Here is a 14,948-nt window from a genome sequence, read left to right on the forward strand (position 1 = left end):
GGTTTGTTACTACAACACCGCCCACTATTTGTATTTGTATATTTCCTTTGCAGAATCCACCGGGCAGCGCGAATTGCACTTGGTCAATTGCGATAATTACGTAGTTACCGAACCACTACAACAGCCGGTAGTGCTTGCTGCACAAGGCGAACTCTTATTGAAAGTCGAATGGCATGCTAGCCGAGTACAGTTTTTTTATACGGAAGCTGATCATCCTGATGGCTGGAAAAAAGTGGGGCCTGAATTGGATGGCAGCATTTTATCGGACGACCACGTGCGCGAAATGAGTGACCGCTATCGCCCGGCATTTACCGGCGCCTTTGTTGGTATTTGTTGCCAGGATTTAAGCGGTATGAAATTGCATGCCGATTTTGATTGGTTTAATTACCGCGAATTGGATAATAACAGTGATGCTGGTGCAGACAATAATAATCCAGCACGTAATTCAAGAGTGGAGCAGGGTGTATGAAAAAAAGTCGTAGTCCAAGATTGTCGTGGGAGTGGGTGTGCTTATTGGTCGCGAGTGTATCCGTTATTACCGCTTGCTCCAGCATTGCAAAACAAGATCTTGCAAGCGGCGCGGGAGCAGGTAAAGAGATAAGCGCGGCAGTTGCTTTTGAGCAAGCGCGTAACTTGCCGGTTAATAATAAAATTATGTTGTTGATGGGGCAGGACAGCGAAACATTAACTGAATATCGCGAAGATGCTTTGGAAAAGGACGCGAATTTGCCAAAGCCGGGCGGTATCACTCTGTACACCAAAATTTCCAATAGCGCCAAGCAGGGCAGTCTTGCAGGCATTACCACTGATACTGATTACGGCGCGGGTGTTATTAACTTTGCTAAATCTTTGCAAGAGTTTCCCGGTGCTGCGCTGGCAGTAGGTCTTGATATTACTGACGGTCACGCTGGCTGCAAACAAATTCCGACTCGTGCGATCGCTGGTATTGTCGGTGATGGTGTGAGCGAAAAAGATATTGCCGATTATCGCCAACAAATCGACAAACTTCTGGTGTTTCTGCAGAAATCAAATCGCCAGGTGTTTCTGCGTATTGGCTACGAATTTGATGGCCCCTGGAATTGTTACGAACCAGAGAGTTATAAAGCGGCCTATCGTTTTATTAAACAGCGTATCAATGCATTATCGGCCAATAACATCGCCACAGTATGGCAATCTGCCGCTTGGCCGCGCAATCAAGGCATTTATCAAGTGACCGCAGTGGATCATCTGGAAAAGTTTTATCCGGGCGATGATGTTGTGGACTGGGTTTCGCTTTCCACTTTTTATGGTGATACCTATCGCGATTACCAATGGACATGCGATGCATTAAATCCGGAATGGTTTACACCATTGGTTTCACCTCGCTCACAGCAAGATCGAATTTTAACTTTTGCCCGCAACCATAAAAAACCGGTAATGATCGCTGAAGCTGCACCGGTGGGTTTTAGCAATTCGCAATTATCTACTGGCTGCATATTTACTAACCGTGTAAAACCCGTAGCAGCAGAAGAGATTTGGAACAGTTGGTACGCTGATTGGTTTGATTATATCCAAGCCAATAAAGATGTTATTCGCGCAGTGGCTTATATCAATACCAACTGGCACAGTCAGGGAATGTGGTATTGCGCTCCGCAATCTACTGCTGGTGCCAAAGATTGTAATCAGGGTTACTGGGCTGACAGCCGGGTTCAGGCGAACCCTTATATTTTGAAAAAATTTAAAGAGGAAATCTCCAAACCTATTTATGTGAACGGAAAGTGAATAGTACCTAAACAAAATGTGATTTTAGTTTCATGGATGTCCAATATTGCTCTTAATAAAAATAACACCAAGAGCAATCACAGGTTGGATCAGTATCATGAGTTTTTTTGCCATTCTTACTGAGGCACGTTTTACTCCGTACGAAGTGATCCTGTTTTGGATTGCTTCGTACACGGTAATTTATATACATTTGGCAGGAATACTGCGATTTCCTACTATTTCTGTTGTCCCTCAATTTACCTGTTCGCTCCCTGCTGTGGATAAACCTGTATCTATTCACGAAAATAACAACTCTGCTAGTGATACTAATTTTGAATATCTGAAAATCAGCGTCGACGAAAAAATACGTTCAGAACAACTTTATGCCCGTCCACATTTAAACATTGAGCGTATGGCGCAATTACTGGAATTGCCCGCGAGGCAGTTATCCCTTCTCATTCGGCAGGAATTTCAACAAAACTATTTTGAGTTTATTAATCATTACCGGCTAATGGCGGCTAAAGAACGTTTGGTCAGTAAAGAGTGGGATGAGTCCAGTGTGCAGGATATTTATGAATCTGTTGGATTTTCCAGCCGCTCAACATTTTTCACCTTATTTAAAAAACGTGAAGGAATAACCCCGGCAGAATATAGATGTAAATATCGTTCCAATCAGCAATTGGAGTAGTTCTACTTTTTACTTGCAGTGAATTAGAACTGTATCTTGCGATAAAAAAGCGTTTTCCTGTATGGGTTACAAATCCCTGTGACATAAATCTAAATAACAGGAATCCAGCATGAAAAATCTACTACGGCTCTCCGGGCTGCTTTTCAGCGGCCTTTGTTTGAGCACATTAATCTCCTTACCTTCACAAGCAGCAATTGAAGCCAATGCTGTGAATCTGCCTGCAAACAACAAAGTATTATTTTTAATGGGGCAGGACACCACCACACTGCGCGCGTACAAAACTGATGTGCTCACTAATCCTGCACATTCAACGCTGCCAAAACCGGGCGGTGTGACTTTGTATGTGTCGGTATTACCCAAAGCGACCCATCCCAATTCTGCACCGGCTAATGCGACTATGTATGTGAGTGGCATTGAAGGCCCGCCAGTGGATAACAACAACGGTGAAGTCAATTTTACCGAGACACTGGGTGATTACGATTTGCTCGCCAACAACAAAGTTGCACTCGCGGTGGGTTTGTATTTATCCGACGAGTGGGCGAGCTGCGGCAATCAACCACTGCGTGCAATTGCCGGTACTGGTGATGTCGATGTGGGTAGTGCAACCAATCCTGCATCGCTGACTTATCAGTGGCGCTATGCCATGGATCGTATGATCAATTATTTCAAAGCCAGCGGTCGCCCTGTATACCTGCGTATTGGTTACGAATTCGATGGACCCTGGAATTGCTACAACCAAACATTTTATAAAAATGCCTATCGCTGGATTGCAACGCGCATTGACCAATTGGGTGCGACCAATGTCGCGACTGTGTGGCAAGCCGCGACTTATCCTGACGATGGTGATCCCGCTTACGGCTATCAAGTTTCGCCTAATCCTGCGGCACATTATGAAAGCTGGTATCCCGGCGATGCTTATGTAGATTGGATCGGCATTTCTTTTTTCGCTGGTAGTAATTATTTAACGCACCAATGGTCTTGTCAGGATGGTTCAAAGCCTTGGACTGTTCCGGACGTTGCACCGCGTGCTTTGCAAAATGCGTTGATGACTTTTGCGCGCAACCACGGCAAACCGGCAATGATTGCTGAATCGGCACCGCAAGCATTTGATTTGCGCAATTTAAATTACAGCTGTACTGCCGCACGCCAAAACACCCAAAATTTTGCGAGCGGACAAGCAGCCTGGAATGCGTTCTTCAGCGATTACTTCCAATGGATTAACGACAACCGCGATCACTTGCGTGCAGTGGCCTACATCAATACCGATTGGCAATCGCAATCGCGCTGGTATTGCGCACCGGGCGCTGCTTCTTGTGCGGCGGGTTATTGGGGAATCACCAGTATTCAAGCGAATACACAAGTGATGAGCAATTTCAAAACGGAAATGGCAAAAACATTTTATGCGCATGCCGGTAGTCCAATTGGTGGTGGAAATTCCAGCACCAGCAGTATTGCTTCATCTACCGCAACTTCTTCGGCTGCATCGTCTACTGCAGTTGCTCCTCCAAGTACTGCACCGCAACCCTCTGCGACTGCTGGTAATGCAAGTGTGAATTTAAGTTGGAGTGCAATTTCCAATGCAACCAGCTATCGCATCAATTATGGTTTTGCGACTGGCTCATTAAATTCAACGCAGCTGACCAATAGTACCAATGTCACCGTTAGCGGATTAACCAATGGCTACGCTTACGATTTCACTGTTGCTGCAATTAACAGCTCTGGTGAAAAAGTGAGTGGGCGCGTTACTGCAACTCCTGCAGGTAGTTCGTCCAGTCGCTCATCGGTTGCATCTTCTGCAGCAGCTTCATCCACAGCAGCGGCTTGCGGCGATTTTGGAATTGCTTACAGCAATAACAACACCATGGTGCTTTATCACAAAAATAATGGCTGGTCGGCAACCTGGAATTATTTGTGCCTGAATGGTGATTGCCGTGCGGGAACCTTAACCAATGGTTACTACCGTCGCAGTGTCAGTGGTGTGCTTGGTCAAAGTTATCCGATTGAATTTAAAGTTCAACAAGCTGCCGCTCCTGGTCAGTACATGACGGGAGTGCAAACCAAGACGTTCACGAATCAATGCGTTTTACCTTAATCGGAAAATTTCGATGATCTTGAAGATGAGTTGCGGTATTCCTTCATGGACCGTATGCAGCATGGATGCTGCGTTCGAGCCTACAGGGATGTATTCACGGCGAGTCCAGGAAGGGATGCCGCAGCTCATCTCGCACAATAATTTCAAACTCATTACTTACTTTAAAAAGATAGCAACCGAAAATTAGTGAGGCGAATAAATGAATAAGACACTAAAAAGACTATTCGCATATGGAAGTGTTATCAGCAGCTTTGCACTGCTGAACGTTGCGTTATTAAATCAGGCACAGGCGCAAACAACCGGAATTAGCGCGAGTAAAAATGCACAAAATAAAATTGTGCTGGACTATACGTTTAACGAACGCAAAACCGGTGGCATGTGGTTGACCGCCTATGAAAATGGTACTTACTCCTATACCACCATCACCGGAGCAACTGAAACCAGTTTGGCGAATGGTTACTGGCGTTATGTGTACACCACCAATTTGCAATGCGATGCGGGCGATCAATTTACGTTGCGTGTACAAGGTAACTACAGCACAGTCTCTTGGTTGCCCGGCCCAACCGATACCACCTTTTATAGCTACAACTGCGCAAGCAGTGGCTCATCTTCTGCTGCTTCTTCGTCTGTTGCATTGCCCGCGAATGCGCCTGTCGTAAATGCGACTGCTGGTAATGGTAGCGTTGCATTAAGTTGGGCTGCTGTAGCCAATGCTACCAGTTATCGCATTAATTACGGGTTCGCCACAGGTACATTAAATTCTGTGTTAACAACTGCAGGCATAAGTATTAACGTCGGTGGATTAAGTAATGGTTTTGCGTATGACTTTACCGTAACCGCCATCAACAGTGCGGGCGAAAAAACCAGCGCGCGCGTAACACGCACACCACAAGCACCTGCTTCATCTGCTGCACCATCATCCACACCCGTTGCAAGCTCATCCCGTTCAAGTTCCAGTGGCGCACCGGTTAGCTCAGCGGCTGTTTCCAGCTCGAACGGTTTGCCTGCTGCATCGACGCGCGTAGAAAATGGCGTACTCATTTCCAACTTTGCCGAGCGCTACCGCGTACGCCACGAACTAAGTGGTAATGATTTCAATAATTTTAATATTGAATATTGGGTCGGCCGTTTTGGTTATGTCGAGCTGCGCGATTACACCCGCGCAGAAGCAGCATCACAACGCCAAGCAGCATGTGGAACAACCGAAGCTTGTGTCGTTGTTACTTTGACTGGTGCAGTACCAGCGGCAATGACTGATTCATCGGGCGCAACAAAAAGCTGTAACCAGCAGGTGCCCAATTGGCGTTATCACAAATATTTTGGCGATGAAACCAATTTTGAATACGGTTATGTGATGGATATTGTGTTGCCAAATGGCACAGTCGTTCCTGCCTGTAATGCGACGCAAGCACAGCGTACAGCGGCAACCAAATGGCGTGCGGTGATGCAGCGCTGGCAACATATTAATCGCCCGTTTGAGCAAGGTGCGCAAATTGAATTTGAAACTACGATCAATTTTGATCGCGCGCAATTGACTGGCGATAACGTCAATTACTACGGCCAAACATTTAAATATGTATTGGGTGAAGGCTTTACTGTTAACAATCGCGACTCTGCAATTGGCCCACTCAATGTGAATGACAGTTTTGCCAAGCTTGGCGGTAATACGACTGTTCCGCAATTGTCGGCAACCGGTGGTGCACAACAACGTTTTGCTTACATGCAGCATGCTTACAATATTGGTGCAAACCATATTGCTGATTGGTTGATGGGGCGCCGTGTTTTGCACACCAATATGATTAACGGTAATCACGTTGAACAATTTATGCCGGGTCCACAAGCGCAAGGCGGTAATTTACCGATGCCGGAGCTTGCCAATTTGGCAACCAATCCTATTCAACCTTCCTGCACCGGATGTCATACATTAAATGGTTCGAGTGCTATGCAACCCGGCCAAAATGTTGTGCCGCCAAAAATGATTGGCATGGGTTTGTTGGGGGCAATTCCTGATGCAACGATTGAAGGTTGGGCTGCGCAAAATGGTGGCCGCGTAAATCGCGTAACGGTGAATGGCCAACAACAAATTGGTCGTTACGGTTGGCGCGCAGAGACTGTCAGCCTGCGTCATCAAGTTGCCAAAGCATTGAAAGAGGATATGGGTGTGGGCAGCAGTTTCCCCGGATTTGGCCCGCAAGAAATTTCAGATCAACGTCTGGATCAATTGGTTACTTATCTGAAATTGTTGTCGGTTCCTGTTCCGCGTACAAACCTTACAACTCATGCAGGCCATCAACAATTTACCAATATGGGCTGTGGTGGCTGCCATAAAATGACGGTGACTACCGGTGTTGATGCCAACTTCCCTGAGCTGAGCAACCAGACAATTCATCCCTACACCGATTTGTTATTGCACGATTTAGGTGAAGGTGAATTCCGCACTGCGCCGCTGTGGGGGATTGGTTTGAGTGGTTACGTCCGCACGGGAACTGCCAGCAGTTATTCGTTAATGCACGATGGCGCATCGACCACATTGGAAGCGGCCATTAGCCGTCACAATGGTGATGCAGCAACAGCGAAAGCAAATTACAACGCGGCCTCGGCAGCAAATCGCCAAGCGCTAATTAATTATCTACAAGCACTATAAGTGTTGGAAGGCAGTGGTCTCTTACTGGAAGAGGTCATTGTTTTTGCGTGTTAGGCAGCTTCGGCTGCCTTTTTTATATCTTATTTATTCACGCGCGGAAAAGGTAAAGCTCCGTAAAGCACTTCATTTTGCCAAAAAGCTATCCTAGGATGCTCTGCATAAGAAAAAATGACCTGACATAACAATAATACTAGTGTGCTTTGCATAGGAACTATCGACATGAATAGATTATTTTTGCTCCGCCGTTTTATGTTGGAACGAAATATTGGTCTGGTGTTATTCGCGTTATTGGTGTCGCTGACGGGCTGTGCTAATCAGCAGTCGTCAACATCAATAAAATCCTCGGCGGTAACTGATATCGCCAATCGCGCTGCCGGTTGGCAACTCGCGCACATGAACTCCTTTGATTACGTACGTACCTTTCGCGACCATACCGAAAATCCCCATGGTTGGATTCAAGGTGCATTTTATGTCGGTCTGGATCGCTGGGCGGTAAGCACAAATAATCCGCGTTATTTACAAGCCCTGGTTGCAAAGGGTGAAGCTAATAAATGGAAGCTCGGCGATAAAAGCTGGCATGCCGATGATCAAGTCATTGGTTTTAGTTATGCCGGAGTTGCCGCGCGCAAAAATGATCTCAGCCTGATAGTACCAACACAAAAAGTGTTTAAAGAGATTATGGCAAACCGCGCTACCCATAGCCTCGAATACGCATCCGACCCAACCCATCAAGGTGAAGCTACTTGCCAGCGTCGCTGGTGTTGGTGCGATGCTTTATTTATGGCTCCGCCTGTGTGGGCAGCCGTGGGCAAGCTAACCGGTGATCCTGCCTATTTGAATTATGTGGATGAAGAATATCAAGCAACGATTGATTACTTGTTTGATAAAAATGAACACCTGTTTTATCGCGATAGCCGCTTTTTTGAACGTCGCAGTAAAAACGACAAGAAAATTTTCTGGAGCCGTGGCAACGGCTGGGTGTTTGCAGGCTTGCCATTATTGATCGAACAAATTCCGGCAAATGATCCGCGTAAACAAAAATATGAGCAGCTGTTTAAAACCATGGCGGCGAGTTTAGTCAAACTACAACAACCCAACGGTTTCTGGCCTTCATCATTACTCGATAAAGACGAATTCAATGTCCCCGAAACCAGCGGCACCGGCTTTATGACCTTCGGTCTCGCATGGGGAATCAACAATGGTTTGTTATCAAAAGCAGAATATCTACAAGCAGTAAACTCCGGCTGGAATGGACTCGCCAGCGCAGTGGATAAAACGGGCAAACTCGGTTGGGTTCAACAGGTAGGTGCATCACCGGAAAAAATATTGCCGGAGGATACACAGCTCTATGGCGTAGGTGCGCTCTTGTTAGCGGCGTCTGAAGTAAGAAAGTTGTAAAAATGGAAAAAAGAAAGGCGGCAATAGCCGCCTTTTTTGATTTTTTATTCAACGTTGAATAAAAACTTAGAAAAAATTAATACACTTCCCTCGAAAATTCAGATTGTCAGGTTTGAGCTGATAAAGATCTTTTGGTTTTGCGTATACGGATGATTTGAAACGTAATGCCAAGGATAAGTGCAACAAATAAAACACCTTGTGTACCCAAAAGTATCGGTGAATTAAGATCTGCGGCAATGGGATCTCCATTGGGTACACGGCGCAACGTTTCAGAAACTGTTGGAACCACCAATAAAAATACTGTTAGCGTTAGGCATATCGTCTCGATATATACACTTGTATTTCTCAGCGTAGAAAGATACCCCACACTATAACCAATCAGAAGCAATACGATTGTTGTGATAGCTATTCCATAGCTGACGTTTTGCTGTGCGATAAAAAAGACAGTGATGCAGCCCAAAAGCATCGATATTAAATAGACAATTCCGGGCGTGGATCGGGGAGCAATTCGACCATAACGCGCAAGCATATATAGAGCCGCCGCAATAGCAGGGAGGCTGCCAAGTGTATGTAGCCAGCCGAGTGGTGAGATCCCAAACATAATGAATACCTTTCAGATGAAATTACTAAATACCTAATACATAACCACGGATTAATGGATTGCAATGCGCTCTAAAAGTGGATTGACAATAATTCCAAACATTTTGGGGTTGCCGTAGGCGCGAGCGGAGAGCATGGCGCCATGAATCATCGCCATAAACGATTCTGCTTCTACAGCCGGTTCGCTCAAGAGGCTAAAGGATTTTTGTTTCGCGCCATCTTCAAATACTGTGGTTAACCAAGTTGATAACGCTGTAAAGAACGCCTTGATTTCAATCTGTATTTCCTCCGGCAATGCGGGTAACTCGCTTGCCAAAAGTGCGCAGATACATAAAGGGGCACTTTGGTCCGAAATGCATTTTTCCCAATAGCTTGTGTATGTCCTAAGTTTGTCTAGAGGGTTAGTTACAACAAGATCAATTTTCGAAGTGCCCATTTCCATTTCTTGTCGATAAAGTCTGAGTAGCGTACGCACCAAATCCACTTTGCCTGGAAAATGGTGGTGGATGCTTGCTTTGCGTATGCCAATAGTTTCAGCGATGTCCGCATAGCTGAAGCCGTTGTAGCCCCCCGTAATAAGTAGGGCTCGTGCAGAAGCGAGAATTTTGTCTGATGTGGTTGATGTGTTGTTCATGGAAGCATCCTACCTACTGGTAGGTAGGTCGTCAAGTGTTAGATAAAACAGGGTTCGGCTGCTTGTTGTCGCGGTGCCATTCCTCTTTGCTACACTAGGCTACTTTTTAAATCGCAGTTTTAGACACATTGCTTCGCGATTTTTGCTGTGCAAAAAATATTTTGTAAAGTCTCAATTTGAAAACCACCGCTAACGGAGCGTTTTGGGAATCCAAATGTTGGAGCTGAGAAAGTTTGAACAAAAAGATGAGGCATTATTGGTTTCATATTTAAACGATGAAACTCAAACACATTTCCTCTCTGCAAGAATACCCCAGCCATATACAAATGAATCGGCGCATTGGTGGGTAACTGTGGGCAGTAATATTGGCGTTGTGTACGCTATTGTTAAGGACGGAGTCTTTGTCGGCTCAATTAGTGCTATCCCGGGTGAGTTTGAAAAGCAAAGAAATGCTGAGATTGGCTATTGGGTTGCCAAGCCTTATTGGGGGAAAGGTATTGCTTCTGAGGCGCTACAAAAGTTCACCCAATTGATATTTGAGAATACAGATATAGTTCGGCTTTACGCCTCGGTTTTTGAGGGTAATTTAGCCTCTGCCAAAACGTTACAAAAGTGTGGTTATAAATTAGAGGCGGTATTGGAAAAAGCCATTTATAAAAATGGTTCAATTTTTAATGAGCTACATTACAGTAGAGTTCGCGACACGGTTTGATTAACTGGATAACATTTAAGTGGCGAGCCGCGCAGGCCGTGCGCGGCTCTACACTACCATCTACTTCGACAACTGCCTTCTAAGGTGCCCGTCAATCCTGTCAATCACATGCGAAACGCAATTGATCGCCCGCTGCGGTAATTTAACCCGCTCTTTAATCTCATCAAGCAATATTACTGGTACGGTAATCAGTTGCAATTCATGCTGGTGCCAAATGTCGCTACGGTCTTTAGTTTATTTCCAGTTTGGCTATTCGAGATTTAACAAGTAATTATTTAAGATTATCTGTATCGTGTAATTCCATAATTAATTTAGAGGGGTGACCAAGTTGTTGATTAATGGAGAGTTAAAGTGGTTTCAGGTTTTTTTATTTTTAGAGTTATGCAGCGGAACACCAAATTAGTTGGAATAACTTTCCGTGGGTTATATAGTTGGTGCAATTTAATAGTCTGTTATGCAGTCAAGGGTAATTATGAACTTTGAAGAAGAAATGGAAAAAGCACCTTTGACGCAAGCAGAAGAAGACAGAATTTTCTCTGCTCAGGTTCCTCTATACGAAAAAGCAGTATTAGAAATGAGAAATACCTCCGGGCTAAAAGAGCGTCATTCTGCAATTCCTCAAGCAGCAAAGGCTGCGTATATGCTTGGTTTGTTTCCAGAAGCCAAAGAGTGGGCAGAAGAAATGTCGGAACTCATAAAAATTGTTCCAAAGAACTGGAACTATGGGAATGTAATTTACTATCAAAATTGGGTTTTCGGCATGCTCGCCTTTGATAGTGGAGATCTAGACAAGGCAAAATATTTTCTAAATCTGGCTGCAAGTACTGTTGGCTCACCCCAGCTAAATAGTTTTGGCCCTAATATGAAGCTCGCAAGAAACTTACTAGTGTCAGGCGAATCGGAAGCGTTTCTAGAATTTTTAAACCAAGTTGAAATATTTTGGCGCCATGGTAAACCTTGGCTTGAAGTATGGAGAAATAAGGTTGCTCAGGGGGCAATTCCAAACTGCACAATGCACATTTCGTAAATATGCATAACAAACGTAGAAACCCGCAAACTGCCGCTGAACTTGGCGTTGAAGCTGTAGAAAAATCCCGCAAATCGATTAAGTTTCATTACAATAGCGCAATCCCACAGGAGTGCGCTTATGCCAAAGTTTATTCCTTATAATCACGATCAAAATGCTATGGTCGTGATTAATTTTCGTGACCAATTGCAACCTGGCACTTTCGAACACGCCATTCATTTTCTGATTCACGAGAAGCTCGATCTTTCCATCTTTGATTACACCTATAACAATAAGGATGGTGGCAGGCCTGCTTACAATCCCGCTATTTTGTTGAGCATTGTGTTGTTCGCGTATTCAAAAGGTATTACCTCCAGCCGCGAAATTGAATGGTGCTGTACCAACAACATTATTTTCAAGGCGCTTTCCTGCGATACCGTTCCTCACTTCACCACTATTGCCAGTTTTATCAGTAGTCACCCGCAAGCCATTGAAGCACTGTTCGAACAAATCTTACTGGTATGTCATGAGCAAGGTTTACTAGGTCATGAATTATTTGCGATTGATGGCTGCAAAATCCCATCCAATGCATCAAAGGAATGGTCCGGCACGTTTAAAGAGCTGCAACAGAAACGGGCTAAATTAAAAAAACTGATTCGTCATCACATGCGCGAACATAAGCGTATTGATAAATCAGAATCTGCCGATGTAGAAAAGCAAAAGCGCACCGCGCAAGCAATTGAAACCCTGAGCAAAGCCCATGACAAGATTGATAAATTCCTAAAGACAGCAACCCCACGGATGGGGCAAGCGAAACGGCCGACCGAAGTTAAGAGCAATATCACCGATAATGAATCCGCCAAAATGCCAACCAGTAAAGGTGTGGTTCAAGGTTATAACGGCATTGCGGCAGTTGATAAAAAACACCAGATTATTATTGATGCGCAGGTGTTTGGTGCCGGACAGGAGCATCACACGTTACAACCTGTTATCGCGTCTATTAAAGAGCGATACAAAAAGCTAAAGATCGCCCGCAATATTTACCGCAAGCATGTTCTGGTTACAGCAGACACCGGCTTTGCCAACGAGGCGAATATGGAATACTTACATAACAATAAAATAAACGCTTATATTCCTGACAATAAATTCCGCAGTCGTGATCCGAAATTTGCAGAGCAGAAAACCAAATATGGAAAACGCAAGCCGATAGTGCAAATCAAAACGCGTTATAAGTCAGTGATACCGGCGAGTGAATTTAATTTTGATCCGGAAACGAAAACTTGCATCTGTCCTGCCGGTGAGGATATGTGGTTAAAGCGTGAGGGGACGGATCGTTACGGCAAGCATCAAAAGCTGTACTTTGAAGGTCGGCTCAGCAAGTGTCGGGTATGTCCATTGAAGGAAGCATGCATGCAAAACCCGGAATCAGCCAATGATCGAACAGGGCATGGACGGCAGGTATCATTTATTGTTGATAAAGAATCCAAAAACAAATATACCGAGTGGATGAAAGCACGAGTTGACAGCGATTTTGGAAAAACGGTTTATAGTCATCGGATGTCTACGGTTGAACCGGTGTTTGCTAATATAGGTACTAACAAAGGCCTAAAGCGATTCAGTTTGCGTGGCACAACCAAAGTACAAGGCCAGTGGCAGTTGTTTTGTATAATCCATAATATTGAAAAGCTGGCCAATTATGGGGATTTGGTTAGGGTCAGGAAAAAGTAACAATAAACAGAGTGCGAATGACCGCGTTTTTATAATATCGATGAGTTTGTAACTGAAAGACCTTGAAAAATAATTTTTGATCGAGCAAAGTTGGTCAATCAATTATAAATTAATTGGCAGTGGGGGAATTCAATACAGAATGGCTTTTTCTACAGCCTCGTTAGCACCGTGTTAAATGGATAATGTGCATGCTTTTAAGTAAAGATAAAAAAATGAATAAATTTTGCTTCTTTATGGCAGGTTTGCACTTGCTTATTATCTTTGTGACATTGCCTTTGGGTAGCTTTAATGAAGGCTGGAATTTTATATTTGTCTGGGGGTTTTGGTTCTTAATTGATCTTCCAGTTTCAATTCTTAATTTTGTGCTATTTGATTCGTTGCATACTTTAGAAAAGAAACACTCATCATTAAAGTGGCTTCTTTATCCACCATATTTTATTCATGGGGTTTTAGGTACTATTTGGTGGTTCTATCTACCTCGCATCTACTACGGAATAAAGGATAGGAAAAGAGCTTCTTAATTCTTATACTAGCAAAACGTACCAACTCGTGCACTTCGTGCGATGGACAGTTTGTAAGTTGACATTTTAGCTGGGCGACCTCTAGGCTTTGCTTCGCAAAATGTGTCCATAAAACGTCAACTTACAAACTGCGGATGAGCTTAGCGTTATACAAAAGGAGCAAGTAGTTGAGTTACGACAATGAAATTGAAAATGAATTGCATGTGGCTGCAACTGCCCTTGATCATGCGTTGCTACCATTGTCACCCCATCAGCTCAATGAAGATCATTTATTGAGATCGAGTATTAAAGAAGCTATTGGGCATTTAGTAGTTGGCCTAATGCACTTTGAGCAATCTAGGAAAAAATTTAAAGAGCCTTACGTAATTACATGTTGCTTTTGTCGAAAGGCAGAGCCCGCTGTAAAAATAGTAAAAGGACCAGGAGTAACTATTTGTAATGAGTGCGTGGTTATCTGTGAAAACAAACTTCGCACTCAGTCATAATGTATAGCAAGCGTAGCGACGAGCGGACTGCGTGCGCTGCATAGTTAGCGCGTCTACTTTTTAGGGTAAGATCATAAGTATATGAACCAATTTAAAAGTAAATTTTTATCGCAGCGTTAAGCAAAATAGGGAATGAGCAATGAATTATCCTCCACCAATTATCGACTCAGCAAAACTACTCTATTTTGCCATGAATGATTCAAGTGTAGCATTTACTGGAAAAATTAGACTGTATGTTGGTAGTGAGCGTTTGGGCGAAGTTCCGCTCATTGCTATTTGTAAACCCTATAATGAGGTTTCCGGTTTTTTTATATTTTTCTGCAATGAAAACTGGGAATCCTTAGGGTGTATTGGTTGTGCTTCAATTGAAGAAGCCAAGAAAAAAGTTGAGGTGGGTTATAACGGCATATCTAAAAAATGGCAGGAAGCAAATTTCTCACAATCCCAAGTAAACAAATATCTGGTTGAAATCTACGGCGTTGATCCTGAATCAAAATGGTGGGAAACAAGGTGCTCATTTTGTAATAAGGAAAGTGCCGAGGTTGAAAATATGTTTTCATCTGAAAATGCTGTTATTTGCAATGAATGCGTTATTTATCTTCACTCACAATTATATGCTTAGCTGGAGACTGTGGTGAAAGGTGCTCTAATCTGATGTCGTAACCTCCAATCTCTCTTTGTGTTCGTCGCCAATTTCTGC

The 14,948-nt window shown here is 44.0% G+C and carries 13 protein-coding genes and 1 pseudogene; 12 read left to right on the forward strand and 2 right to left on the reverse strand.

The annotated features are described in order from the left end of the window. The 6 genes and pseudogenes from AAGC78_RS14970 to AAGC78_RS14995 form a co-directional block, all read left to right on the forward strand. A pseudogene (locus AAGC78_RS14970) lies at window positions 1-469 on the forward strand (hypothetical protein); the annotation flags it as partial. Beyond that, entirely contained in the window at window positions 466-1,761 is a 1,296-nt protein-coding gene (locus AAGC78_RS14975; protein WP_435784903.1) for a glycoside hydrolase family 26 protein, read from the forward strand. The pseudogene AAGC78_RS14970 and the gene AAGC78_RS14975, both read left to right, overlap by 4 nt. 97 nt (window positions 1,762-1,858) lie before the next feature. Next, the gene (locus AAGC78_RS14980; RefSeq protein WP_435784904.1) at window positions 1,859-2,428 is read left to right on the forward strand and encodes a helix-turn-helix domain-containing protein; all 570 of its coding nucleotides are present in this window, start codon (window positions 1,859-1,861) and stop codon (window positions 2,426-2,428) included. Between the two features lie 109 nt (window positions 2,429-2,537). After that, complete coding sequence (locus AAGC78_RS14985; RefSeq protein WP_435784905.1) at window positions 2,538-4,520, forward strand: family 31 carbohydrate-binding protein; 1,983 nt, start codon at window positions 2,538-2,540, stop codon at window positions 4,518-4,520. A gap of 199 nt (window positions 4,521-4,719) precedes the next feature. After that, complete coding sequence (locus AAGC78_RS14990; protein WP_435784906.1) at window positions 4,720-7,164, forward strand: di-heme oxidoredictase family protein; 2,445 nt, start codon at window positions 4,720-4,722, stop codon at window positions 7,162-7,164. Window positions 7,165-7,383: 219 nt separating this feature from the next. Next, window positions 7,384-8,562 (forward strand): glycoside hydrolase family 88/105 protein, encoded by a 1,179-nt coding sequence (locus AAGC78_RS14995; RefSeq protein WP_435784907.1) that lies wholly within the window; start codon window positions 7,384-7,386, stop codon window positions 8,560-8,562. A 106-nt stretch (window positions 8,563-8,668) separates the two neighbouring features. Here AAGC78_RS14995 and AAGC78_RS15000 read toward each other — a convergent pair whose 3' ends face one another. Further along, window positions 8,669-9,163, reverse strand: coding sequence for a hypothetical protein (locus AAGC78_RS15000; RefSeq protein ID WP_435784908.1), 495 nt, complete (start codon window positions 9,161-9,163; stop codon window positions 8,669-8,671). Window positions 9,164-9,214: 51 nt separating this feature from the next. After that, window positions 9,215-9,796 carry a TetR/AcrR family transcriptional regulator gene (locus AAGC78_RS15005; protein WP_435784909.1) on the reverse strand — a complete coding sequence of 194 codons (582 nt, stop codon included), beginning with the start codon at window positions 9,794-9,796 and terminating at the stop codon, window positions 9,215-9,217. 214 nt (window positions 9,797-10,010) lie between these two features. Here AAGC78_RS15005 and AAGC78_RS15010 point away from each other — a divergent pair, with 214 nt between their 5' ends. The 6 genes from AAGC78_RS15010 (at window position 10,011) to AAGC78_RS15035 (ending at window position 14,870) form a co-directional block, all read left to right on the forward strand. Next, window positions 10,011-10,508 carry a GNAT family N-acetyltransferase gene (locus AAGC78_RS15010; RefSeq protein WP_435784910.1) on the forward strand — a complete coding sequence of 166 codons (498 nt, stop codon included), beginning with the start codon at window positions 10,011-10,013 and terminating at the stop codon, window positions 10,506-10,508. 472 nt (window positions 10,509-10,980) lie between these two features. Then, window positions 10,981-11,535, forward strand: a complete 555-nt coding sequence (locus AAGC78_RS15015) for a hypothetical protein (protein WP_435784911.1) — start codon at window positions 10,981-10,983, stop codon at window positions 11,533-11,535. A 120-nt stretch (window positions 11,536-11,655) separates the two neighbouring features. Beyond that, entirely contained in the window at window positions 11,656-13,242 is a 1,587-nt protein-coding gene (locus AAGC78_RS15020; RefSeq protein WP_435784912.1) for an IS1182 family transposase, read from the forward strand. A 188-nt stretch (window positions 13,243-13,430) separates the two neighbouring features. After that, on the forward strand, window positions 13,431-13,763 hold the full coding sequence (locus AAGC78_RS15025) for a hypothetical protein (RefSeq protein WP_435784913.1): 333 nt from the start codon (window positions 13,431-13,433) through the stop codon (window positions 13,761-13,763). A gap of 167 nt (window positions 13,764-13,930) precedes the next feature. After that, complete coding sequence (locus tag AAGC78_RS15030) at window positions 13,931-14,248, forward strand: ClpX C4-type zinc finger protein (RefSeq protein ID WP_435784914.1); 318 nt, start codon at window positions 13,931-13,933, stop codon at window positions 14,246-14,248. Between the two features lie 139 nt (window positions 14,249-14,387). After that, window positions 14,388-14,870, forward strand: coding sequence for a ClpX C4-type zinc finger protein (locus AAGC78_RS15035; RefSeq protein WP_435784915.1), 483 nt, complete (start codon window positions 14,388-14,390; stop codon window positions 14,868-14,870). Window positions 14,871-14,948 lie beyond the last annotated feature (78 nt).

The organism is Cellvibrio sp. (assembly GCF_039207905.1).
Classification (GTDB): domain Bacteria; phylum Pseudomonadota; class Gammaproteobacteria; order Pseudomonadales; family Cellvibrionaceae; genus Cellvibrio.